This window comes from Oryzihumus sp. (genome assembly GCF_036391795.1).
Classification (GTDB): Bacteria; Actinomycetota; Actinomycetes; order Actinomycetales; family Dermatophilaceae; genus Oryzihumus.
In genome coordinates this window covers 25,437-45,371 of record NZ_DASVZH010000323.1, presented here as the reverse complement: position 1 = coordinate 45,371, position 19,935 = coordinate 25,437, and the positions used below count along the sequence as shown (strand labels likewise).

The 19,935-nt window shown below is 73.6% G+C and carries 28 protein-coding genes and 1 riboswitch; of the genes, 10 read left to right on the top strand and 18 right to left on the bottom strand.

What is annotated here, in order from left to right; translation table 11 throughout:
* The 3 genes from VF825_RS19740 to VF825_RS19730 form a co-directional block, all read right to left on the bottom strand.
* Positions 1 to 764, bottom strand: a 764-nt coding sequence (locus VF825_RS19740; protein WP_331116631.1) for a DegT/DnrJ/EryC1/StrS family aminotransferase, incomplete at its 3' end; no start/stop codon positions are given.
* Positions 761 to 1,762, bottom strand: coding sequence for a hypothetical protein (locus VF825_RS19735; protein WP_331116629.1), 1,002 nt, complete (start codon positions 1,760 to 1,762; stop codon positions 761 to 763). The genes VF825_RS19735 and VF825_RS19740, both read right to left, overlap by 4 nt.
* Positions 1,759 to 3,183 (bottom strand): hypothetical protein, encoded by a 1,425-nt coding sequence (locus tag VF825_RS19730; protein WP_331116627.1) that lies wholly within the window; start codon positions 3,181 to 3,183, stop codon positions 1,759 to 1,761. Before VF825_RS19730 ends, VF825_RS19735 begins: the two co-directional genes overlap by 4 nt.
* A gap of 535 nt (positions 3,184 to 3,718) precedes the next feature.
* Here VF825_RS19730 and VF825_RS19725 point away from each other — a divergent pair.
* Positions 3,719 to 5,065 (top strand): ammonium transporter, encoded by a 1,347-nt coding sequence (locus VF825_RS19725; protein ID WP_331116625.1) that lies wholly within the window; start codon positions 3,719 to 3,721, stop codon positions 5,063 to 5,065.
* A complete protein-coding gene (locus tag VF825_RS19720; RefSeq protein ID WP_331116623.1) occupies positions 5,062 to 5,400 on the top strand; it encodes a P-II family nitrogen regulator in 339 nt (112 codons plus the stop codon). The genes VF825_RS19725 and VF825_RS19720 overlap by 4 nt, the downstream gene beginning before the upstream one ends.
* A 22-nt stretch (positions 5,401 to 5,422) precedes the next feature.
* On the opposite strand, the gene VF825_RS19715 is transcribed toward VF825_RS19720, so the two are convergent.
* The 6 genes from VF825_RS19715 to VF825_RS19690 form a co-directional block, all read right to left on the bottom strand.
* Positions 5,423 to 5,695 carry a multiubiquitin domain-containing protein gene (locus tag VF825_RS19715; RefSeq protein ID WP_331116621.1) on the bottom strand — a complete coding sequence of 91 codons (273 nt, stop codon included), beginning with the start codon at positions 5,693 to 5,695 and terminating at the stop codon, positions 5,423 to 5,425.
* Positions 5,696 to 5,706: 11 nt separating this feature from the next.
* Positions 5,707 to 6,036 carry a hypothetical protein gene (locus tag VF825_RS19710; protein WP_331116619.1) on the bottom strand — a complete coding sequence of 110 codons (330 nt, stop codon included), beginning with the start codon at positions 6,034 to 6,036 and terminating at the stop codon, positions 5,707 to 5,709.
* Positions 6,033 to 6,518, bottom strand: a complete 486-nt coding sequence (locus VF825_RS19705; RefSeq protein ID WP_331116616.1) for a DUF5994 family protein — start codon at positions 6,516 to 6,518, stop codon at positions 6,033 to 6,035. Before VF825_RS19705 ends, VF825_RS19710 begins: the two co-directional genes overlap by 4 nt.
* A gap of 171 nt (positions 6,519 to 6,689) precedes the next feature.
* Entirely contained in the window at positions 6,690 to 6,914 is a 225-nt protein-coding gene (locus VF825_RS19700) for a hypothetical protein (RefSeq protein WP_331116614.1), read from the bottom strand.
* A 118-nt stretch (positions 6,915 to 7,032) separates the two neighbouring features.
* Positions 7,033 to 7,473 (bottom strand): ATP-binding protein, encoded by a 441-nt coding sequence (locus VF825_RS19695; protein ID WP_331116612.1) that lies wholly within the window; start codon positions 7,471 to 7,473, stop codon positions 7,033 to 7,035.
* A gap of 1,011 nt (positions 7,474 to 8,484) precedes the next feature.
* Positions 8,485 to 8,799: a YtxH domain-containing protein gene (locus tag VF825_RS19690; protein WP_331116610.1), complete on the bottom strand. Its 315-nt coding sequence runs from the start codon at positions 8,797 to 8,799 to the stop codon at positions 8,485 to 8,487.
* Between the two features lie 248 nt (positions 8,800 to 9,047).
* Here VF825_RS19690 and VF825_RS19685 point away from each other — a divergent pair, with 248 nt between their 5' ends.
* Positions 9,048 to 9,821: a class I SAM-dependent methyltransferase gene (locus VF825_RS19685; RefSeq protein WP_331116608.1), complete on the top strand. Its 774-nt coding sequence runs from the start codon at positions 9,048 to 9,050 to the stop codon at positions 9,819 to 9,821.
* A gap of 146 nt (positions 9,822 to 9,967) precedes the next feature.
* A riboswitch (cyclic di-AMP (ydaO/yuaA leader) is annotated at positions 9,968 to 10,140 on the top strand.
* A gap of 3 nt (positions 10,141 to 10,143) precedes the next feature.
* The gene (locus VF825_RS19680; RefSeq protein ID WP_331116606.1) at positions 10,144 to 10,869 is read left to right on the top strand and encodes a C40 family peptidase; all 726 of its coding nucleotides are present in this window, start codon (positions 10,144 to 10,146) and stop codon (positions 10,867 to 10,869) included.
* On the opposite strand, the gene VF825_RS19675 is transcribed toward VF825_RS19680, so the two are convergent.
* From VF825_RS19675 to VF825_RS19665, 3 genes are all read right to left on the bottom strand, one after another.
* Entirely contained in the window at positions 10,854 to 11,651 is a 798-nt protein-coding gene (locus VF825_RS19675; protein ID WP_331116604.1) for an alpha/beta hydrolase, read from the bottom strand. The genes VF825_RS19680 and VF825_RS19675 overlap by 16 nt on opposite strands.
* Positions 11,652 to 11,775: 124 nt before the next feature.
* On the bottom strand, positions 11,776 to 12,216 hold the full coding sequence (locus tag VF825_RS19670; protein ID WP_331116602.1) for a nitroreductase family deazaflavin-dependent oxidoreductase: 441 nt from the start codon (positions 12,214 to 12,216) through the stop codon (positions 11,776 to 11,778).
* A gap of 28 nt (positions 12,217 to 12,244) precedes the next feature.
* Positions 12,245 to 12,580, bottom strand: coding sequence for a DUF4760 domain-containing protein (locus VF825_RS19665; RefSeq protein ID WP_331116600.1), 336 nt, complete (start codon positions 12,578 to 12,580; stop codon positions 12,245 to 12,247).
* Positions 12,581 to 12,749: 169 nt separating this feature from the next.
* Between VF825_RS19665 and VF825_RS19660 the strand changes: the two genes are divergently transcribed.
* The gene (locus VF825_RS19660; protein WP_331116598.1) at positions 12,750 to 13,196 is read left to right on the top strand and encodes a VOC family protein; all 447 of its coding nucleotides are present in this window, start codon (positions 12,750 to 12,752) and stop codon (positions 13,194 to 13,196) included.
* Between the two features lie 142 nt (positions 13,197 to 13,338).
* On the opposite strand, the gene VF825_RS19655 is transcribed toward VF825_RS19660, so the two are convergent.
* The 3 genes from VF825_RS19655 to VF825_RS19645 all read right to left on the bottom strand — a co-directional run bounded on the left by VF825_RS19655 (position 13,339) and on the right by VF825_RS19645 (position 15,854).
* Positions 13,339 to 14,187, bottom strand: coding sequence for a hypothetical protein (locus VF825_RS19655; RefSeq protein ID WP_331116596.1), 849 nt, complete (start codon positions 14,185 to 14,187; stop codon positions 13,339 to 13,341).
* Position 14,188: 1 nt separating this feature from the next.
* Positions 14,189 to 14,779, bottom strand: coding sequence for an RNA polymerase sigma factor (locus VF825_RS19650; RefSeq protein ID WP_331116594.1), 591 nt, complete (start codon positions 14,777 to 14,779; stop codon positions 14,189 to 14,191).
* 76 nt (positions 14,780 to 14,855) lie between these two features.
* A complete protein-coding gene (locus VF825_RS19645) occupies positions 14,856 to 15,854 on the bottom strand; it encodes an NAD-dependent epimerase/dehydratase family protein (RefSeq protein ID WP_331116592.1) in 999 nt (332 codons plus the stop codon).
* A 100-nt stretch (positions 15,855 to 15,954) separates the two neighbouring features.
* Here VF825_RS19645 and VF825_RS19640 point away from each other — a divergent pair, with 100 nt between their 5' ends.
* The gene (locus tag VF825_RS19640) at positions 15,955 to 16,368 is read left to right on the top strand and encodes a VOC family protein (RefSeq protein WP_331116590.1); all 414 of its coding nucleotides are present in this window, start codon (positions 15,955 to 15,957) and stop codon (positions 16,366 to 16,368) included.
* A gap of 21 nt (positions 16,369 to 16,389) precedes the next feature.
* Here VF825_RS19640 and VF825_RS19635 read toward each other — a convergent pair whose 3' ends face one another.
* Both VF825_RS19635 and VF825_RS19630 read right to left on the bottom strand, forming a co-directional pair.
* On the bottom strand, positions 16,390 to 16,686 hold the full coding sequence (locus tag VF825_RS19635) for an antibiotic biosynthesis monooxygenase (RefSeq protein ID WP_331116588.1): 297 nt from the start codon (positions 16,684 to 16,686) through the stop codon (positions 16,390 to 16,392).
* 82 nt (positions 16,687 to 16,768) lie between these two features.
* Entirely contained in the window at positions 16,769 to 17,182 is a 414-nt protein-coding gene (locus VF825_RS19630) for a hypothetical protein (RefSeq protein ID WP_331116587.1), read from the bottom strand.
* A gap of 94 nt (positions 17,183 to 17,276) precedes the next feature.
* On the opposite strand from VF825_RS19630, the gene VF825_RS19625 reads away from it, so the two are divergent.
* The 4 genes from VF825_RS19625 to VF825_RS19610 all read left to right on the top strand — a co-directional run bounded on the left by VF825_RS19625 (position 17,277) and on the right by VF825_RS19610 (position 19,728).
* Positions 17,277 to 17,840: a hypothetical protein gene (locus VF825_RS19625; RefSeq protein WP_331116586.1), complete on the top strand. Its 564-nt coding sequence runs from the start codon at positions 17,277 to 17,279 to the stop codon at positions 17,838 to 17,840.
* A 114-nt stretch (positions 17,841 to 17,954) separates the two neighbouring features.
* The gene (locus VF825_RS19620; protein WP_331116584.1) at positions 17,955 to 18,203 is read left to right on the top strand and encodes a hypothetical protein; all 249 of its coding nucleotides are present in this window, start codon (positions 17,955 to 17,957) and stop codon (positions 18,201 to 18,203) included.
* Entirely contained in the window at positions 18,203 to 19,165 is a 963-nt protein-coding gene (locus tag VF825_RS19615; RefSeq protein ID WP_331116633.1) for an FAD:protein FMN transferase, read from the top strand. The genes VF825_RS19620 and VF825_RS19615 overlap by 1 nt, the downstream gene beginning before the upstream one ends.
* Positions 19,162 to 19,728, top strand: a complete 567-nt coding sequence (locus tag VF825_RS19610) for a ferric reductase-like transmembrane domain-containing protein (RefSeq protein WP_331116582.1) — start codon at positions 19,162 to 19,164, stop codon at positions 19,726 to 19,728. Before VF825_RS19615 ends, VF825_RS19610 begins: the two co-directional genes overlap by 4 nt.
* On the opposite strand, the gene csrA is transcribed toward VF825_RS19610, so the two are convergent.
* Entirely contained in the window at positions 19,664 to 19,933 is a 270-nt protein-coding gene (gene csrA / locus VF825_RS19605; protein ID WP_331116580.1) for a carbon storage regulator CsrA, read from the bottom strand. The two genes, VF825_RS19610 and csrA, sit on opposite strands and share 65 nt — an antisense overlap.
* Positions 19,934 to 19,935 lie beyond the last annotated feature (2 nt).

Genomic DNA, 19,935 nt, shown 5'->3' with positions numbered 1-19,935 from the left:
GCCGCCTGGAGGTCTGTGAAGTTCGCCTTGAGCCCGTCGACCGCGACGTCGTAGCGCCACCCGGAGCCCGGTTCGTACCGCCGCCAGGCGTCCCGGCTCATGCCGTGCTGCCGCATCACCCGCAGCCGGTCCGTCCGCTCGGGGTCGGGCGTCGTGAGCGCCCCGCCCTCGCCGATGGGCAGGTTCTTCGTGGCGTAGAAGCTGAAGCAGGTGGTTGACGGCAATGTCCCGACGGCCTGGCCGTCCCGCGCTGCCCCGAGCCCGTGTGCGGCGTCCTCGACGACCCGGTCGAGTCTCAGCCCGGCCGCCTCGGCCAGCTCCTGCGTGGCCGCTGGGTAGCCGGCCATGTGCTGGACCACCATGGCGGCCGGACGCTCCCGGCGCTTGCGCGCGGCCTCGGCGACGTTGACCGTGAGGGTCTCCTCATCCACGTCGAGCAGGACCGGTCGCAGTCCGGCGTGGACTATCGCGTGCACGGCGCCGCAGAACGTGAGCGTGGGGGTGAGCACGGCGGAACCGGGGCGCAGGTCAAGGGCCCGCAGGGCCATCTCGATCGCGGCCGTGCAGGAGCTGACGGCGACACTGCTCCGGGCGCCGACCCACCTGGCGAGCTCGTCCTCGAACTGCAGGGTGCGTTGGCCTGCCGTGAGCCAGCCGCCGGCCATCACCTCCAGTGCCAGCTCCCGCGCCTCGGGCGAGATGTGGCACTGCGCAAAGCTCACGGGGTCGATCGTCTGGCCGGGCAGCAGTGGTGCGGTGGTCATGCCAGTCCCCGGACCATCGCCACGGTGAGCGACTGCCGGTAGGTGTCGAGCAGGTGGTGGGCCAGCAGGGCGACCTTGCGCCGCTCGTCCTGGGGTCCCGGCCCGAACCGGCGGGCGGTCACTCCGCCCTCCAGCATCGAGACCACCGCCTGCGCCACGGCCTCGGCGCGGGGAGGGACGACGCAGCCGGCCCCACCTGACAGCACGAGCTCGGCGGCACTGTCGGTGGTGACGGCCACGACCGGCAGACCCACGTCGACTGCCGCGGCGGATGGGCTGGCAGCCGCCAGCCCGGAGTCCGTGGCGACGATGACGTCGGCTGCCCGCAGGACCACGGCGAGGGGCGCGGTCACGGCACCGTGTCGGCCGTCGACACGACGGACGGCGTACTGTCCTGGCGCGCCCGGGACGGGACGCAGCTGAGCGACCACGAGATCACTGCGCCGCAAGGCATGCAGGGTCGGCGCCCAGGCCGCAGCGCCCAGGTGGCTGGTCCCGGGCTCGAGCCCGACAGCGAGCCTCACCCCCGGAGCCACGTCCAGGACGCGGCGCAGATCGGCCCGGGTCTCGCCGATGCTCGTGCTGGAGGGTGCGGCGGCTGCCGGCCCCAGCAGCGGCAGGCACCTGATCCGCCCACCCGGGGCGACGCCTGAGCTGACGAGCAGCCGGGCGGCGGTCTGGCCATGGACCAGCCAGGTCGCCACCGCCGGGATCATCCGGTTGCAGCTGCGCACCCACCAACCGGCGGGGGACAGCCCGTTCTCACGAAGTGGCAGGCGCTCGATGCTGTGGACCCGCAGGGCCCGACCGGCCCAGGGGACCTGGGTGCTTCCGGTCGTGTGCACCACGTCCGCGGTGTCGCCCGAGCCGACGAGCTCGACCCGTCTGGCGTCAGTCAGCATCTCCAGGGCGGCCACGAGGTTCGCGGTCAGGTCGGTGGCGGACGAAGGCGGCTCGAACCGAACCCGGATCGGGTTGCTGCTCAACGGGTTCCTCATGACCGCGCCCCCTTCCGGTAGCGCAGGCCGAGCACCCCGATGACCGGCCACCCGGTGGCGGCGCAGAGGTCGGTGACACGCCGGACTTCGGCGTACGAGGTCAGGTTCGCGTCGAGGACGAGCAGGACGCGCCCCGCATCGTTCGTCAGCGCCCTGTCGTCGCGGAGTCGTACCACCTGCAGGCCGTCGGCCGACGGCTCGGCCTGCTGATCCCGGAGCATCGTGGTCGTTGCGGGTCCGGGCTCGGTCCCGGGAGGCGTCTGCCCTCTGAGCTCGTAGCCCTCGCCCCCCGCCCTCGTCCGGTGCAGGTCCGGCTGCACCTGGCCGTTCGACGACGGGGCTGCCCGTGGTGCCGCCAGTGCCTCGGCCAGCCCCGCGGCCACCGCCTCGACCTGGTCCGGCTCGCCGCACTCGACCACGACGACGGTGTGGGCGTGCTCCCGGGCCGCCGCACGGCGCACGACGAGCGCAGTCTCGAGGGGCACCCTGGCCGGAGGATCCGCTTCGTGCTCGGCGTCGGCGGGTGCGGCCTGCCCGCCGCGGCGAGCTCCCGTCGCGCGTTGCCTGGCACGTCGTCGCGCGCGCGCCCGGCGTCGCGGCAGGGTGAGCGTTCCCAGCAGGGGCACGCCCAGCTCACGCGCGAAGCTCCCGGGGTCGGCCACGCGGGGCCGCAGCACCTCCAGGACGCTGGCGACGAGGAGCCCGGCGACCAGGCCGGCCAGCAGCGCCAGCGAGAGGTCGGTGACGCGGCGGCGGGCCACAGGCTGGGCCGTCGCCGCGGGTGAGATCAGCATCGCCGACCCCCCCGTGGCATCGGGCAGCTGCAGCTGGCGGACGGTCGAGCCGAGGTCGCTGAGCTCCTGGTCGAGGGTCGTCAGCTGGGCCGACAGGGTGGCGATCCGCGCCTGGTCCACCGTCGCGGACAGCCGGCTGACCACGGCCTGGCGTTGCGTGTAGAGCTGCCGCTGCTGTGCCTGCATCTGGCTGATCAGGCCCTGCACGCGCCGTTGCTGCTCACCGCCGAGGTAGTCCACGACGGTGCGCGCCAGCGCCGTGGCCACGCGGCTGGCCACCTCGGGCCTGCGGTCGGTGACCGCGAGGTCGAGGACCGGTGAGGCGCCGAACTGGGTGACGGTGACCTCGCCTGCGACGTCCGAGGCCGTTCGGTCGTTGACGCCGGCTGCCTGCAGGGCCTGGTTGATCGCCGTGGTGCTGGTGGCTATCCCCCTCACCTGGTTGACGACCGAGTCCGCCTCGGTGTCGGAGCCGACCTTGGTGCTCGACTGCTGGATCCGTGCGGACGCGACGTAGCTGGGATGCGTCGTCGCGGTGAGCACGGCGACGACGAGCAGTGGCGCCAGGGCAAAGAGCAGCAGCAGCCGGCGGTGGCCCACGACGATGCGTCGAAAAGCCTCATTCATGTCCATTTCGTGCCCCCGGTCGGCGGCAGGACACCGCGGCCCGTGCGGGCCGTAGCGGGCGTCCTCCGCCAGGGTCAGGCGCGGGTTTGCGGCCCCCACGCGCGGGTTCGTCCTGACCCGAGCGACCCTAGGAAGCCGTTCCGCCGCTGCGCTCCACTAGGCGAACGGTCCCGGGACCGCCAGAATGTCCTAGTGGGCCCCGGTTTGGTATCGCGCCCAGCCGCGCCCAGCCGCTGGCGACCTTCGGCGTCGCACCCCAACCGGAGGCCTGCGACGTAGCCTGATTGTCGTAGACGCCGCCAGCGCCGACGCCGCCACGGTGCATCCGGGCCGGCAGGTCCGGACGCGGAACCTGCCGCGCGGGCCGGCCAGCCGCGCATACCTGCGGCGCGGAGTGGCCGCGTAATGGGCATCACGGCGAGCAACACGCCAGGTGTGGGATCGTCGCCGGCGGCGGAGGCCCCTGCCGCCGAGCTGACCGTCCCCGACCAGTCGCGGCTGCGCCCCCGGCGGCCGCGCCGAAGGTGTCTTCCCCATGACCGTCCTCACCGCCGCCCCCTCGGCCCTCGACACCGGCGACACCGCGTGGTTGCTGACGTCCGCGGCGCTCGTGCTCTTGATGGCGCCCGGCCTCGCCCTCTTCTACGGCGGCATGGTGCGCGCCAAGAGCGTGCTCAACATGATGATGATGACCTTCGGGTCGCTCGCCGTCGTCCTCGTGCTGTGGACCCTGGTCGGCTACTCGCTCGCCTTCGGCAACGACGTCGGCGCCGGCCTGCTCGGTGACCCCCTGCAGCACCTCGGCCTGGGCGACCTCATGTCCGCGACGAGCAACGGCGCGGGTCACGTCCCCGTGCTCCTGTATGCCGTGTTCCAGGGCCTGTTCGCGGTCATCACCGGGGCGCTGGTGTCGGGGGCTATCGCCGACCGCGCCAGGTTCGGGGCCTGGATGGTGTTCGTGGCGGTGTGGACCGTGGTGGTCTACGCCCCGGTGGCGCACTGGGTCTTCGACACCGGCTCGCCCGGGCACCCCGGCGGCTGGCTGGTCCACCAGGTCGGTCTCATCGACTTCGCCGGGGGCACCGTGGTCGAGGTGGCCTCCGGCGCCTCGGCGCTCGCCCTGGCCCTGGTCCTCGGCCGCCGGATCGGGTTCGGCAAGGACCCCATGCGGCCGCACAACCTCACCCTCGTCATGGTGGGCGCCGGGCTGCTCTGGTTCGGTTGGTTCGGTTTCAACGCCGGCTCGGCGCTGGCCGCCAACCAGAGCGCCGTCATCGTCTTCACGACCACCCTGGTCGCCGGGGCGGCCGGCACCCTGGGCTGGCTTGCGGTCGAACGGTTCCGTGACGGCCACGCCACCTCGCTCGGCGCCGCGTCGGGCATGGTGGCCGGCCTCGTGGCGATCACCCCCTCGTGCGCGTCCCTGTCGCCCCTCGGCGCGATCGTCCTGGGGGCTGCCGCCGGGGTGGTCTGCGCCTTCGCGGTGGGCCTCAAGCATCGGCTCGGCTACGACGACTCGCTCGACGTCGTGGGCGTGCACATGGTGGGCGGCATCGTCGGCACGCTCGGCATCGGTCTCCTGGCCACGGCCGCCGCCCCCACGGGGGTCGACGGGCTCCTGTACGGCGGTGGGCCGGGTCAGCTGGGCAAGCAGGCGGTCGGGGTGGTCACCGTCATGGTCTACGCCTTCGTGGTATCCGGCATCCTTGGCCTGGCCATCGACAAGCTCATGGGCTTCAGGGTCCACCGGGACGACGAGGTCGGGGGCATCGACCTCGCCGTGCACGCCGAGACCGCCTACGACCTGCACGCCCTCGTCACCGGACGCACCGTCCCGCACGGCACACTGCGCACGCTCACTCACTCAGGGGAGAACCGATGAAGCTCGTCACCGCGGTCATCAAGCCGCACATGTTCCAGGAGGTGCGCGAAGCCCTCGATGCGTTGGGGATCAACGGGATGACGGTGTCCGAGGCCAGTGGCCACGGGCGCCAACGCGGCCACACCGAGGTCTACCGAGGGGCCGAGTACGAGGTCGACCTGGTGCCCAAGCTGCGTCTCGAGGTCCTCGCCGACGACCGCGAGGCCGCCGACGTCGTCCGGGTGATCGCGGACTCCGCCAGGACGGGGCGGATCGGGGACGGGAAGGTCTGGGTCGTGCCGGTGGAGTCGGTCCTGCGAGTGCGCACGGGCGAGCTGGACGACGCCGCCATCTGACCCGGAGCAGGTCGGACCCGACTCACGCCGACGAGCTGGAGGAATGCGTGACGTGGAAGGCCATCCAGTCCCTGACCCTCACCGTGGATCCTGGCGTGAGTGAACCTTCCGGCCGGTCCGCGGGGCCGCCGCGGTAGGTGACCGTGAACACCCGGTGCCGGCCGGCCGGGACAGGGCTGAACGCCAGGGCCAGGAGCTCCTCGAAGGAGATCTCCTCGGCGGCCACGGTGTTGGTGTGGCCGTTGACGACCACCGGGTGGTCCCGGGTGTGACCGCCGGATGTCTCCAGTGACATCAGGGCCTCCGTCAGAGGTACTGACCTGTTGCCGCGCTGTCGGTCCGGGAGATGCGGATCGCGACGACGTTCGACGGGTTGACCACGACCACGCTCTCCTGGCTCTCCCTGCTGAAGCTGGCGTGGGCGAAGGTCAGGCTCCGGCGGTCGTCCAGCGCCTGGGCGATGGCCTGCGCCGCGTCCACCTCGGAGCAGAAGTCGCGGCACACCACCAGCATGTCCTCGCCGCTGAGGGCATGGATGCGCAGGAAGAGGTCGACCGGCTCCGAAGTCGGGCCGTCCGCGCTTCGGACAGTCTCCGGCGCCGCATTTTCACGGCCGGCATCCACCGACGAGGTCACGGGTGTTCGCCTGCCTGACGCGAGAGCGCCAGCAGCTGCGCCGGGCCGAGCACGTTGTCCGGCTCGATGGACCGCTCCAGGGCCCACGACGCCTCGTCGGCGCCCAGGTCGGAGGGGACCACCAGGAGGATCAACCGGGTGCCGTTGGCCAGGGCGACCGTGACCTGGTGCGGGTCTCCGGTGCGGAACCAGCCCGCCTTGACCCGGTGCCCGTCGACGTACACGCGCGCCGGGTGGGAGTCCCAGATGCCGGGGTCGTAGGTCATGTGGAGCGGCTTGCTGTCGCGGGCGGCCCAGATCGCGGCCAGCAGCGCCGGCGCCTCCGCCGCCAGGTCGGACGAACGCGGCCACCAGGCACCGTCGAGGGGTCCGGGCCGCTTCCGGGAGGCAGCCAGAAGTCGTAGGCGTGGGGGGAGCTGCCCGGCCTGGGGAACGGGCGCGGGGGCGCTCTGAGGGGCGGAGTGACGGGGGGAAGTGTCCATGGCCATGGTGACCACCAGCCAAACCCGGGGGCTCGAACGCCCGGAAGGTCACGAGCACGGAAACCGACCCTGACAGCTGTCGGGGAGACGGGGCTCCTGTGCTCCAACAGTACGCCGTCCCACCGGCCGGAACCTCCCCCACCAGACGGTGGACGAGGATTCCGGCCCGGGTCAGAGGTGGTGCAGCTTGGTCGTCGGCAGCGTCACGCGCCGGGCGCCGTGACCGAAGTCGACGTAGACCGCGGCGTCGCCGTCACACGCGGTGACCCGCCCGAGCCCGTGCCGGTCGTGAGTGACCCGTTCGCCGACCTCGAAGCGCTCCACCGGCCGGATCGCCGCCTCCCGCGCGAGGTTGAACGGGCTCTTGAACGGCTGGCGTGCGGGGAAGGAAGGCATGGGCTCCAGCATCCTCCCTCGCTGTGAGCCGGCCCACACGGGGGCCACCGGAATGCCCTCGCCGGCGGTCTGAGGTGCTGTGTGCGGGAGAGGGGGACTCTGGTTGCGGTCGCCGAGGTCACCCGCGTTCGGGGGCGTGGATCTCGAACCAGACCTTCTTGCCCACCTCGACGGACAGGGACTGGGCGCCCCACGAGGTGGCGAGGCGGTCCAGCAGCTGGAGTCCCCAGCCATGGCTGAGGTCCTCCGCCGGCCCGGCGGCGGGTTGGAGCGGCGCGGGGTCGTGGTCGATGACCTCGACGCGGAGCCGGTCTGGGGTGCGGTGCAGGTTCAGGACGATCGCGGCCACGTCGCTGTGTGCCGTGGCCGACGGCCTGGGGTGGATGACCGCGTTGGTCACCAGCTCGCTGGTGAGGAGCTCGGCGGCCATCGCGATGTCCTCGCCGAGCTCGCCGCAGAACTCGGTCACGCGCCGGCGGGCCAGACGCGGCGCGGCCTCGTTGGCCGGCAGCCGCAGCCGCAGCCGCTCGTGCACCCCGTCTGCCCCGGTCCCCATCATCGACGCCCACCAGTCTGTGTGCCCCGTGGTGGTCCGGTCCACCCAACCGCCCTGCCAGGGGTCAAGGACACGCCGTCCTCTTTGCGAATGGTAAGTCGCCACCTGCGCCACCCCAAGGGGGTAGCGGCGGCTTCCTGGATGTGCCTGCCCGGACCGCACCGGTGCGTCAGGCCGGCACGTCTCCCGGGGTGTGCCGGGGGGTGTGACCGGGTCGTGCGATGGGCGTGCGGGCCGGCAGGGCGGCCCGGTGCCTGCGGGTCCTTGCCCGGGGGACGGCGTGGTGGGGGTGGGGCGGCCTGACGCGCGCCTTCCGGGTCGTCGGCGCGACGGGCGGCGCGGGGGAGCCGGCGACCGGGGTCGGTCGGCGAGGTGAGACTGCCGCAGGGAGGGCCGCGGGGAGAATCACGTAGCTGACCGGCTCGATGACGTCCGTGTGGCCGGGCGCTGCCGAGCCGAAGGTCACGGCTGGCGCGGTCCTGGCGTCGCTGGAGCGTGTCGCGGTGCTGACGGGCACGACCACCCTGGCCCGCACCTGCTCGCCGCGCGAGGGGCGGTCGGGCAGGGCGAGGTCCGCCAGGGGCAGGGCCGGGGACGCCGGCAGGGCGAGCGCCCACGCGGTCCCCGGGTCGTTCGGGTGGCTGACGTCGAAGGGGGCAAGCAGGCACCCGGAGACGGCGAACACCGCCGCCTGCAGGATGACCAGCGCGAAGGTCGGGCCGGCTCCCCAGAAGCGTGGGCGGAGCCGACCCCGAGGATGTCTCCGGGATGGTGGGGCAGGGACGTTGCGCACGAGGGCGCGGGGCCCTCGCTCAGCGCGGAACGCCATGCGAACCTCCTCGATGTGACCAGCGACCTGTCGTCGGCGGGGCCAGTTTTGCACTGCTTGAGGGCATTTCGCCTGCGTTTGCTGGCAATCGGGTCAACAGGTCGCGAAGACCTGTGGTGGTCCGGGACGGCAAGAGCCCCGGCCACCACGAGGGCGGCCGGGGCTTCCCGGGGTTCCGGGGCTGGTCAGGCTGAGCGGTGCGCGCCCGGAGTCGTGCCGGGCGCAGAGGGCTCCGGGGCGTCGTCAGCGTGCAGCTTCTCGCCGAGCTTGTCGCCGACCACGGCCGTGACCTTGGAGGTCGCGTCCGCCAGCTTCTGCTGGACGTCGGGGGCTTTCTCCCGGGCCAGGTCCTGGGCGTGGCCGACCTGCTCCTGCACCTTGGGGTGCTGCCACAGGTCCTGACCACGAGCCTTGATCTTCTCGTAGCGCTGGCGCCCGGCCCGTGCGCCGAGGACGTATCCGATCGCCGCACCGACGAGCAGCGTTGCCTTGGCCTTCATGCGCGTACCTCCCGTGTCGTCGTGCCCCCACCGTGCCCGATCCGGGGCTCGGGTAAAACCGGGGTCCGCGAGCTGGTCGCCGACATGCAGGCGTTCACGCCGGCGGGTGGTCGCCCGTCGCGCCGTCGAGCAGCGGCCGCCCGGCCGTAGAAGGCGACGATGCCGGCGGTGCGACGCGCCTTGGCCATGCCGGGACCCTGGTGGCTTCGGATTGCACGGAGCCCGGCGAAGGTGGCAGCGTCGGCGGCATGACGCGTCTGGACTCGGTGCCCATGTTCGACGAGCTCGCCGAGGACTACGACCAGGTGCTCCCGCTGTGCTCACGCTTCGGTGAGCAGGTGCTCGAGCTCATCGACGACGCCGCCGGGGCCGAGCTGCTCGACGTGGGTGCCGGCCGGGGTGCGGTCGCGCTCGCGGCCTCCTCCCGCGGCTGGCACGTGACCGCGATCGACGCCTCGAGCCAGATGGTGGACCACCTGCGCGCGGCCGACCCCGACATGGTCGTGCGGCTCATGGACGCCCATGCCCTGGCCCTGCCCGACGACAGCGTCGACGTGGCGGTGGCCGCACTGCTGCTGCACTGCGTCGACGACCCGGCGCAGGTCCTCGCCGAGATGGTCCGGGTGACCCGGCCCGGAGGGCAGGTCGTCCTCACGGTCCCCGGCCCGGTGGACGACGGCGGCCGGTGGGACCGGTTCTACGAGGTCGGGGCGGCGTTCCGTCCCGCCCCCGGCGCGGTCCAGGTGGCGCGCCCGATCGATGTCGAGCGCCTGGTCGCCGGGGCCGGGCTGGAGGACCCGTGGACGGGCAGCCTCGAGGTGCGGCTGCCGGTCTCCTCGCCCCGCGAGCTGTGGGAGTGGCAGATGTCGCACGGCTTCGTCGGCTTCTTCCGCTCGCTCGCGCCCGGGGACCAGGTCGAGCTCGAGCGACGCGCCCTCGACGAGCTCTGGCGGATGCACGACGACGGCGGGATCGAGCTGCACCGAGGGGCCGACGTGCACATTGCGCGAGTACCCCGCTGACCGTCTGCGGTAGGGACCTTGGTCATTGGTGTGAGCATTCGTGACCTCGGCGTGACATCTCGGTGGGGCTTTAGGTACGGTTTGCCACGCTCTTTGATCCCCTGCAAGGAGCCCCCGCACCGGGACCGCCGAGTCCTGCCACCGGTGTCGGGGAACCCCTGTAACCCGCATGGCAGGAGCGGGGGACCCACTTCTGGGGCACTCCGGTGCTCCTTGGGGTGAAGTCCGCGCCACACGGCATACCGCCGTCGCGTGGACCGGGTGCATCTCTCCCACCCGAACCCGACAGCTCACCTCGCAGGCGACCGGAGGTGTGCTTCACGTGTCCAAGCATCAGGCTGGGCGTCACCGCGCCCAAAACCGTCCCACCAACCCCCTCGGCACCACCACGGGCCGGACGACGGCGGTCCTCGCTGTCTCCGGTGGCATCGTCGCCACCCTCGCCGGACCGGCCTCGGCCGCTTCGTCGGCGGCCCCGGCTCCGCTCGTGGCACCGCCCGCGGCGCCTGACACCGTGGCCGTCGCGGCCCCGGCTGCCAGCCCCGCGGTCGTCGCCCCCACCTTCGGCGAGGTCGGCTTCCACAGCGTCGCGCCCAAGCCCGCGCCCGCGCCGAAGCCCGTCGCGGCTCCGGCTCCGGCTCCCGTCCAGCGGGCGGCCACGCCCCAGGTCAGCCGGGCCACCACCCGCCCGGCCGTGTCCGTGTCCGTCGCCTCGCCGGCCACCAGCGTCCTGGCCGTCGCGGCCCAGTACGCCGGCGTGCCGTACGTCTGGGGCGGCACGACTCCGTCGGGCTTCGACTGCTCCGGCTTCACGCAGTACGTCTTCCACAAGATCGGTATCTCGCTGCCGCGCACGGCCGAGGAGCAGCGCCTCGCCGTGACGCGGGTCAGCACCCCGCAGCCCGGTGACCTGGTCTTCTTCGGGTCCCCGGCCTACCACGTCGGCATCTACGCCGGCGGCGGCATGATGTGGGACGAGCCGCACTCCGGCGCGGTCGTCTCCAAGCGCGCCATCTGGACCAGTGCCGTGACCTACGGTCGCCCCTGATCCGAGCGCGTCGAACGGCCCGAACCCTCCACCCCCTGCGGTGGGTTCGGGCCGTTCGCCGTCTCCCGGGCCGGATGAACCCGGTATGCCGTGGGGTCGCCGCACGCTGCCGCCGGCGCCGTTGGACCTCCGGCTCGGCCAGGCCCCCAACCGCCGGGCCTCTTCGACCGCACCGGCCAGCCGGCCACCATCGGCCAGTGGCCGGTCTCGAGCTCGACGAAGTCCCAGGCGCCGCGCAGCGCCTCCACGTGGGGGCGTTGCTCCGGCCCGTCGGGCAGGGTGCAGGCCGCGAAGGTGGCGCTGAGCTGCGCCATCGGCCGGGTGAGGCTGGCCGGCTCCAGCAGGGTGCGGCCGGGGTGTCCGGTGCTGCGGGCCAGCAGGTCGGCCACCTGGTCGTCGGTCAGGTCGTGGCCCGCGAGGTCCTCGGGCTCGGGGGCCGGCCACAGGCCCTCGTGCCCGGCGATGCTGGCGCGCACGAGGTCCTGCCCGGCCGCGGACCAGCCGTCGACCATCGACGCGCCGTCGACCGGCACGTTGGCGTCGAGGAACACGGTGTGGGCCACCCGGTCCGCCGCACGGTCGGCGACCATGCCGGCGACGAGCCCGGCGTAGCTGTGCCCGAGGAGCACCACCTCATGCAGGTCGCGGTCCTCCAGCAGGGTGACCACGTCCTCGACGTGCTCATCGAGGCCGACCCCGGCGGCTCCCACGGACCGGTCGGACAGCCCGGACAGGGTCAGCGGGTGGACGGCACGGCCGCGCTCGCGCAGCAGCGCGGCCACGGGCCCCAGACCCAGCCGCCGAGCCAGGCCCCCGGGACGAGGACGTAGGTGGTCACGGGGGGACACCGTAGGGGGCCGGTGTGACGGGTGCCCGGCGTACGCGCGGGCGGGGTGACCGGGCCGGTCAGCCGCTGACCGGCTCCAGCACGAACACCGGGATCTCGCGGTCGGTCTTGGCCTGGTAGGACGCGTAGTCCGGCCAGGTGGCGACGGCGCGCTCCCACCACTGGGCCTTCTCCTCGCCGGTCACCTCGCGCGCCTTCATCTCCTGGACCTCGGGGCCGTCCTGCAGCTCCACCAACGGGTTGGCCTGGATGTTGAAGTACCAGACCGGGTGCTTGGGGGCGCCGCCCAGCGAGGCGACCACGGCGTAGACGCCGTCGTGCTCGACCCGCATCAGCGGGGTCTTGCGCAGCGTGCCGGACCGGGCCCCCAGCGTGGTCAGGATGACGACCGGGCGGCCGCGCAGGGTGGTGCCACGGGTGCCACCGGAGGACTCGTACTCCTCGACCTGGTCGCGGACCCACTTCGCGGGGCTGGGCTGGTACTCACCGTGGAGAGGCATGCCCCTGACAACACGGCATACCGGGTGTTTATGTCTGCTGGCCGGCCAGGGCCTCGAAGTTCTCGTACAGCTCCGGCACGCCGAACCGCGCACGGGCCTTGAGCGCGGCCGGTGCCACCTGCCGCCACAGGCCCGCCACCCAGAGCCAGTCGAGGATGAGGTCGGTGTCGATGAGACCGCGCGAGGTGAGCGTGCCGACCGTCTCACCGAACGCCAGGACGGTGGCCACCGCGTCGTCGTCGGTCGTCGCTGCCTCGGGGTCGAAGCTCTCCGACCACAGCGTCCTTGTCGCGTCCTGGAGTCCCAGCTGCGTGCTCCACTGGGCGATCTGGATCAGCAGCGCTGCGTCGTCGTGCGCGGACATGCCGGCTCCCCTTCCTCCGGCCGGCCCCTCGCCGACCGGGCTGGCGCCAGCCTGCTCGGCCCGGGGCCGGCTGTCATCGGCCACTTGTCCTGTGTTCGGGGTGCGGGTGCGTGTCAGGTTCGTCACCTTCCGGGACTGCCTGTCGGTGGTCGGTGCCAGCATTCCGGCCATGACCGCGACCCCGTCCGCCCCCGCGCGCGTCTCGCTGATCACCCTCGGCGTCGAGGACGTCGCGCGCTCCACCGACTTCTACCTCGGCCTCGGCTGGTCCCTGTCCCCGGCCTCCGTGGCGGGGGAGGTCAGCTTCTTCCGCACCTCCGGCGGCCTGCTCGCGCTGTATGCCGCGTCCGCCCTGGCCGCGGACACCGGGCTGCAAACAGCGCCCCAGGGGATGTTCCGGGGGGTCACCACAGCGGTCAACTGCGACGACGAGGCACAGGTCGACACGACCCTGGAGGCGGCGGTGGCTGCCGGAGGCGCGCTGGTCAAGTCCGGGCACCGCACCGACTGGGGTGGCTACATCGGCTACTTCAGCGACCCCGACGGGCACGTGTGGGAGGTCGCCTGGAACCCGGACTGGCCGATCGGCGACGACGGCCGCCCGCAGCTGCCCTGAGCCAACGCGACCGAGCCCGGGCCCTACTGGGTGGGCCCGGGCTCTGCCGCGTCACGGCGGCGCCGCCGTGTGGAACCGGGCGGGTGAGGCGGCGCCGCCGCGCGGGACCGACCGGCAGAGGGGGCGCCGGTCGGGGTCTGGATCACCGCCCCCGGCCGTGTCCGGGGGTGGTGTTGGTCGTGGTCGGGCCCTGCGGGTGTCTGGGTGGTGACGGGTGGTCCTGCCGGTAGGCCGGCTGCGGGGCCGCGGTGGTGCCGGAAGGCGAGGTGGGGGCGGCCCCGGACGTGCCTCGAGCGTGACCCAGTTCGTCGCCCTGGGTGGAGGGCCGGGCGCTGTGGCCGGAGCGGGTGTCGCTGCCGGAGCCCTGGGCGGTGGGGTTGCCCTGGGCATCGGAGCGGCGCTGGCTGCTGCCGGTGGCCCGCGGGTCCGCGGTGGTGGACTGCACGGACCCGCGGTCGCCGGTCGCCCCGTCGCGGGCGGTGGACCGCGCTGACGGCTCGGGGAGGGTTGACGCCGGGAGGTCGGTGGGCCGCGCGGCCGGGATGGACACGGGTCCGGGCCCGAGCGAGGCCCCCGGGTGGTGCTGCCCGGCAGGCCCCGTCGGCACCTCCCGGATGACCCGGGACGGCGCGGGGACGCCGGTCAGGTGATGGGCGAAGTCCTGCAGGGGTGTCGGGAGCGACCCTGTCATCGCCGCAGCCGCCGTCTCCCCGAGGGCGAACACGCCGACCATCGCAGCGATGGCCGGCACCGCCACTCGCGAGTGGCGGCGGAGGGTGGGCGGGCGCCTGGAGACGTGGGCCAGGAAGGCTGCGACGGCGTCGACCTGGCCCGTGAGCTCCCCGTCCGTCGCCGGTGCGGTGACGGCCCGCAGGAGCGCCGTCACGGCCGGGTCCTCGATGGCCGGCGCCGGCGCTCCCGCGGGCAGTCCACCCCGCAGCCGGGAGGGTGCGCCTGGCTGCTTCGGGGCGGGGACGGGATGCTCGCTCATCTCAGGCAGGAGACGACGGCACGACCTGCGCCGTTACAGCAACGTCTGCGGTCAGCGTGTCACGCAGCCGGCGCAGCCCCCGGTGCACCGCGACCCGGACCGCGCCGGAGGTCCGGCCGGTGACCCGCGCGACGTCCGCGACGTCGAGCCCGACGACGACGCGGAGGGCGACGAGCTCGGCCTGCTCGGGTGGCAGGGAGGCGATGAGGCGCAGCGCCGCGGCGGTCGACAGCCCGGTCAGGGCGAGGTCGGCCGCGTCCGGAGCGGCCGCCGCGAGGGGGATGTCCTGGGGCAGGTGGTCCGGCACGAGGTGCTCGGGACGACGGGCGGCGCGGCGGACGTGGTCGATGTGCAGGTTGCGGGCGATGGTCACCAGCCACCGGCGGAAGGCCGGCTCGTCGCCGCGGAAGCCGTCGAGCCGCTCGATGACCCGCAGCCAGGTCTGGGAGGCGATGTCCTCGGCCTGTCCCGGCGCCGTCACCGCCAGGTAGCGCAGGAGCATCGGCTGGCCGTCACGCCACAGCATGGCGAAGGCAGCGGGGTCCCCTGCCTGCGCCTGGACGAGCACGGTGGCGAACCGGTCCTGGAGCATCGCGACCATGATGCTGGCCGAGGGGAGCCTCGCGGGGCCGGTTGGCGAAGAAGTGTCCGCCCTGCTGATGCCGCGCTCAGTCGCGCAGGGTGTAGCGGGCCAGGAGCTGCTCGGTGACCGCGGTGTAGCGCTCGTCGACCCGCTGCCGGGCCGGGTCGACGTCGTGCCAGGCGACGACCTCGCGGGCACCGCGCCAGAACGGCACCGTGGCGGCAAAGCCCGGCACGAGCGCCTTGACCTTGCTGTTGTCGAACACTCCGTGGTGCATCCGGTCCCCGAGCAGCGCGTCGCCGATGTCGGGGGCCACCGAGTGGATCGCCTCGGAGGGCACGTGCACCAGCTCCGGCTCGGGCGCGCCGGCGGCGCGGGCCATCTGCCGGTAGATCGCGTCCCAGGTCAGCACCTCGTCGGAGGTGATCTGGATGGCGTCGCCCAGCGTGGCCGGCAGGCCGAGCAGGCCGACGAAGCCGCGGGCGAAGTCGTGGTGGTGGGTCAGGGTCCACAGCGAGGTCCCGTCGCCGTGGACGACGACCGGCAGCCCCCGGCGCATCCGGTCCACCTCGGTCCAGCCGCCCAGCAGCGGCACGGACGTTGCGTCGTACGTGTGGGAGGGGCGCACGATGGTGACCGGGAAACCGTGCTCGCGGTGGGCGGCGACGAGCAGCTCCTCGCAGGCGATCTTGTCGCGGGAGTACTGCAGGAACGGGTTGCGCAGCGGGGTCGACTCGGTGACCGGCAGGGTGGCCGGCGGCTTGGCGTAGGCCGAGGCGGAGCTGACGAAGACGTACTGCCCGGTGCGGCCGGTGAAGGTGTCGACGGCAGCGGCCGCCTGGTCCGGGGTGAACGTCATGAAGTCGGCGACCGCGTCGAACCGGCGTCCCTCCAGCGCCTGCCGGACCGCGACCGGGTCGTGCGCGTCGGCGTGCAGCGCCTCGACGCCCTCGGGCAGCGGGCGGGTGGTGCTGCGCCCGCGGTTGAGCACGCTGACCTGCCAGCCCGTGGCGACGGCGCGGTGTACGCAGGCCGAGCTGATGACGCCGGTGCCGCCGATGAACAGGACGTGGGGAGTGCTCATGGGTGCCGATCCTGCCCGATGCCGGTCGGTGGCCGACTGCTGCGGTCTCCGCTCGGCGTTTGCGGCTGCCCGGCCGCCCTGTCCCGGCCATGATGGGCCCATGACCAGCCGCCTGCAGAACCTCACCGTGGACTGTGCCGACGCCCCCGCCCTCGCGTGGTTCTGGGCGCAGGTGCTCGGCTGGAACGTCTACTACGACGACGACCCGGAGGTGCTGGTCGCGCCGGCGTTCCCGCCCGCCCCGGCACAGCGGCCGACGATGCTGTTCATCCCGGTGCCGGAGGGCCGGACCGCCAAGAACCGGGTGCACCCCGACCTCGAGCCGACCGACCGGACCCGCGACGAGGAGGTCGAACGGGTGGTGGGGCTCGGCGCGAGGATCATCGACGACCGGCGCAACGCCGACGGGACGGGGTGGGTCGTGCTGGCCGATCCCGAGGGCAACGAGTTCTGCATCGAGCGGTCGGCCGCCGAGCGCACCGCGGTGCCGCGGCAGTGGCGGCTCGGCGGCTGACCTCCTCGCCGGGTCAGGCGCTCACTTCACGGCAATGACGTCGACCGGCCGGATGTCGGGGTCCGTGGCGAGCAGGTCGGGTCCGACCTGGCTGAGCGCCTGGGGGATCTGGCCGTTCAGGTGGGCCTGACGGCCCTCCTCGTCGTCGAACGTGTCGAAGATGCCGTAGGTCGTGTCGCTGACCTTGAAGGCGTACCAGGTGACTGTGCCCTGCTCGGCCGCGGCCAGCTCGCGGCCCTTCTCCAGGAACGCCCCGAGCTCGTCGCCCCTGCCGGGCTTGGCCTCGAGGAGGGCGAGGATCCCACGGTTGACGCTCATGACGGTGCCCCTTTCGCGGTGTCCTTGTGTGGACACTCGCACGCTACGCGCGGTGGCCGGGTGCGGCATACGGCTGGTGCTCTCAGTCGATCCTGCGGCCGCGCAGGTGCTCGCCGATGGGGCCGTCGCGCCAGGTCCTGTCGTAGAGGCTGACGGGGACGGTGCGGCTGTCGCTCAGCGTCAGCTCCTCGACGGGCACCAGCCCGCCAAGGCGCCGGCGGCGTATGCCGGTGACCTCCTCCCAGCCCGCCTCCAGGGTGTGGTCCTCGAGCCGGAGCCTCAGGCCGTCGGCGCTGACCGTCAGGGACCGGCGTCGGACGCGGGACAGGGTGAGGGCGCCGAACGACGCGGCCAGCGCGAGGCCGAGCAGCAGGCCGATCGGCCACGGGTCGACCAGGACGGCGACCACGGCGCCGCCGAGGCCGGGGGCGAGGAACGCCCGCACCAGCGCGACCGGCCAGCGCAGGGGGTACGTCGTCGGCTCCGGGGTCGGCACAGCCGGATGCTAGTGGGGAATCGGTGCTGAGGGTCTTGCGTTGTGCGTCAATGTAAGCGTGTAATCACGTAAGCACATCACTGAGGAGGCCGTCATGGCACCACACAAGAGCTCCCCCCGCGGCCGCGGCGGCTACGGCCGGCCCGGCGGGTGGCAGCAGGCCGACCTGCCCGACGCGTCCGACGCGGCGGCGTGGTTCGCCGGCCGGCTGCCCGACGACTGGTTCACCGGGGCACCGCAGGTCACCGTCGACCGCGAGGAGATCACCGTCATCGGTGACCTGCCCGCGCCGGACAGCGACGACCCGGCCGCCGCCGAGGGCCGGATCAGCCGCTGGCGCGAGGAGACCCGCGAGACGCGGATGAAGATCGCCGACCAGGCGCAGGCGCGCTACGGGCGCACCGTCTCCTGGGGGGCACGGATCGGCGAGAAGGGCCAGCTGTTCACCCACCTGTCCGTGCCGGCGATGACCCGGCTGCGCCAGAGCGAGCGGCAGGTCCTCGACACCCTGGTCGACGCCGGGGTCGCCCGGTCCCGCTCCGAGGCGCTGGCCTGGTGCGTCCGGCTGGTCGGCCAGCACACCGACGAGTGGCTCAGCGGGCTGCGGGAGGCGATGTCCGAGGTCGAGCGGCTGCGCGCCCAGGGGCCCGACCTCTGAGCGGCGCGACCCAGGTCGGTCGAGGTCTGACAGAGGCGACAGGTCAGGCACAGTCGCGGCACAGCCGGGCCGCCGAGGGTGGGACCACTGACAACCCCACCCCCGGAGGTCCCGATGAACAGCGCACGGGAGCGCGGCGCGCTCCGCATCCGCCAGGCGACCGCGGCCCTCGTCGGGGCCAGTGTCGCCGCGACCGGGTCCGCCGTGGTCCTGGCCCACGAGTCCCAGGCGGGCACGACGGCGAGCACCAGCTCCGCGGGCTCGAGGGCGACCGGGTCGACCTCGAGCGACAGCTCGAGCTCCTCGCAGTGGCAGCTCGGCGTCGGCGGCGGCGCTCCGCAGGCGCAGAGCGGGGGCTCGTGATGGACCTGACCCTGCGCGGCCCCGCCTACGAGTGGGCCCTGTGGTCCACCACCGTCCGGGTCGCCGTCGCGAACCTGCACGCCCTGCCCTCGGCGCGGCGGCTGGTCGACCACGAGCTGGCGGCCGTCGAGCTGGCTGCCAGCCGGTTCCGGGCCGACTCCGAGGTCCGGCGCCTCGCCCATCGCGGCGGGCGTCCCACCCGCATCAGCCCCACCCTGGCGGCCCTGCTGGAGGCGGCGCTCAGTGCCGCCGGCGAGACCGGCGGCGCCGTCGACCCGACCCTTGGCAGCGCCCTGGCCGGGCTCGGCTACGACCGGGACTTCGGCGAGGTGCGGCGCGGTGCCGGCACGGACGGGTTCTCCGTCCGGGTGCTGCGCCGGGCCGCCCCGGGGTGGCAGCGGGTCGAGCTCGACCTCGATGAGCTCACCGTGCAGGTGCCACCCGACGTCCAGCTCGACCTCGGCGCGACCGCCAAGGCGTGGGCCGCCGACCGGTGCGCGCGGGTTGTCGCCGACACCCTCGGCCTCGGCGTCCTGGCCAGCCTCGGCGGGGACATCGCCACCGCCGGGCCGGCACCCCGGTCCGGATGGCAGGTGCTCGTCCAGGACCAGCCGGCCGACCCGGCCGCGCTCGTGGCCCTGCCGGCGGGTGCCGCCCTGGCCACGTCGAGCACCCGGTCTCGGCAGTGGCAGCGCGACGGACGCGAGCTGCACCACGTGCTCGACCCCGCCACCTGCCTGCCGGTCGAGCCGGTCTGGCGGTCGGTGTCGGTCGTCGCGGGCGACTGCGTCACCGCCAACACCTGGTCGACGGCGGCCCTGGTGCTCGGCCGGCAGGCACCCGGAACCCTTGCGGCACAACACCTCCAGGCCCGGCTCGTGGCCGAGGACGGCGCAGTCCACCACCTCGGGGGCTGGCCGGTCGAGGCCGAGGTGGGGCACGGCACACCGGTGCCGGCATGAGCACCGCGCTGTGGCTGCTCGGGCGCGGCACGGGCCTGGTGTCGCTGCTGCTGCTGACCACCACCGTCGTCCTGGGCGTCCTGACCGGCGGCGGCTACCGCTCGCGAGAGCTGCCGCGCTTCGCGCTCACCGAGATCCACCGTCGCGCCTCGCTTGGCGCGGCCGTGCTGCTGGCAGTGCACGTCGGCTCGCTGTGGCTGGACCCCCAGGCGCAGCTGCGCGCCGTCGACGTGGTGGTGCCGTTCCTGTCGCGCCGGCCGCTGTGGTGGGGGCTGGGCACGCTGGCGCTCGACCTGCTGGTCGTGGTCATCGTGACGAGCCTGCTGCGCAGGCACCTCCGGTATGCCGTGTGGCGCGGGCTGCACTGGCTCGGCTACGCCGTGTGGCCGGTCGCCTTCCTGCACGGGCTGGGGTCGGGCAGCGATGCGGGCACGTGGTGGCTGCGGTCGGTGGCCGTGGCGTGCTTCGCCGCGGTCGCAGTCGCGGCGGGCTGGAGGGTCAGTCGGCTGGAGGAGCCGTCGGCTCCTCCTCGCCCCCGGACGCCTTCGACGCCCGTCGGGTGAAGGCGGCCAGCGCTCCGGCCGAGGGGGACGCGGCCGACTGGTTGGCCTGCTGGAGCTCGAGGTAGACCTCCTCGCGGTGGATGTCCACGTCGCGGGGGGCCTTGATCCCGATCCGCACGTTGTCACCGTTGACCTCGAGCACCGTGATGACGATGTCGTGACCGATGACGAAGCTCTGCTGCGGGCGACGGCTGAGCACCAGCACGC

Excerpts from the sequence above, each read along its gene's own strand:
- VF825_RS19735 (WP_331116629.1), bottom strand. The coding sequence starts at position 1,762 with ATGAGGAACCCGTTGAGCAGCAACCCGATCCGGGTTCGGTTCGAGCCG.
- VF825_RS19730 (WP_331116627.1), bottom strand. The coding sequence starts at position 3,183 with ATGAATGAGGCTTTTCGACGCATCGTCGTGGGCCACCGCCGGCTGCTG.
- VF825_RS19725 (WP_331116625.1), top strand. The coding sequence starts at position 3,719 with ATGACCGTCCTCACCGCCGCCCCCTCGGCCCTCGACACCGGCGACACC.
- VF825_RS19720 (WP_331116623.1), top strand. The coding sequence starts at position 5,062 with ATGAAGCTCGTCACCGCGGTCATCAAGCCGCACATGTTCCAGGAGGTG.
- VF825_RS19715 (WP_331116621.1), bottom strand. The coding sequence starts at position 5,695 with ATGTCACTGGAGACATCCGGCGGTCACACCCGGGACCACCCGGTGGTC.
- VF825_RS19705 (WP_331116616.1), bottom strand. The coding sequence starts at position 6,518 with ATGGACACTTCCCCCCGTCACTCCGCCCCTCAGAGCGCCCCCGCGCCC.
- VF825_RS19700 (WP_331116614.1), bottom strand. The coding sequence starts at position 6,914 with ATGCCTTCCTTCCCCGCACGCCAGCCGTTCAAGAGCCCGTTCAACCTC.
- VF825_RS19695 (WP_331116612.1), bottom strand. The coding sequence starts at position 7,473 with ATGATGGGGACCGGGGCAGACGGGGTGCACGAGCGGCTGCGGCTGCGG.
- VF825_RS19690 (WP_331116610.1), bottom strand. The coding sequence starts at position 8,799 with ATGAAGGCCAAGGCAACGCTGCTCGTCGGTGCGGCGATCGGATACGTC.
- VF825_RS19685 (WP_331116608.1), top strand. The coding sequence starts at position 9,048 with ATGACGCGTCTGGACTCGGTGCCCATGTTCGACGAGCTCGCCGAGGAC.
- VF825_RS19670 (WP_331116602.1), bottom strand. The coding sequence starts at position 12,216 with ATGCCTCTCCACGGTGAGTACCAGCCCAGCCCCGCGAAGTGGGTCCGC.
- VF825_RS19665 (WP_331116600.1), bottom strand. The coding sequence starts at position 12,580 with ATGTCCGCGCACGACGACGCAGCGCTGCTGATCCAGATCGCCCAGTGG.
- VF825_RS19660 (WP_331116598.1), top strand. The coding sequence starts at position 12,750 with ATGACCGCGACCCCGTCCGCCCCCGCGCGCGTCTCGCTGATCACCCTC.
- VF825_RS19655 (WP_331116596.1), bottom strand. The coding sequence starts at position 14,187 with ATGAGCGAGCATCCCGTCCCCGCCCCGAAGCAGCCAGGCGCACCCTCC.
- VF825_RS19650 (WP_331116594.1), bottom strand. The coding sequence starts at position 14,779 with ATGCTCCAGGACCGGTTCGCCACCGTGCTCGTCCAGGCGCAGGCAGGG.
- VF825_RS19645 (WP_331116592.1), bottom strand. The coding sequence starts at position 15,854 with ATGAGCACTCCCCACGTCCTGTTCATCGGCGGCACCGGCGTCATCAGC.
- VF825_RS19640 (WP_331116590.1), top strand. The coding sequence starts at position 15,955 with ATGACCAGCCGCCTGCAGAACCTCACCGTGGACTGTGCCGACGCCCCC.
- VF825_RS19635 (WP_331116588.1), bottom strand. The coding sequence starts at position 16,686 with ATGAGCGTCAACCGTGGGATCCTCGCCCTCCTCGAGGCCAAGCCCGGC.
- VF825_RS19625 (WP_331116586.1), top strand. The coding sequence starts at position 17,277 with ATGGCACCACACAAGAGCTCCCCCCGCGGCCGCGGCGGCTACGGCCGG.
- VF825_RS19620 (WP_331116584.1), top strand. The coding sequence starts at position 17,955 with ATGAACAGCGCACGGGAGCGCGGCGCGCTCCGCATCCGCCAGGCGACC.
- VF825_RS19615 (WP_331116633.1), top strand. The coding sequence starts at position 18,203 with ATGGACCTGACCCTGCGCGGCCCCGCCTACGAGTGGGCCCTGTGGTCC.
- VF825_RS19610 (WP_331116582.1), top strand. The coding sequence starts at position 19,162 with ATGAGCACCGCGCTGTGGCTGCTCGGGCGCGGCACGGGCCTGGTGTCG.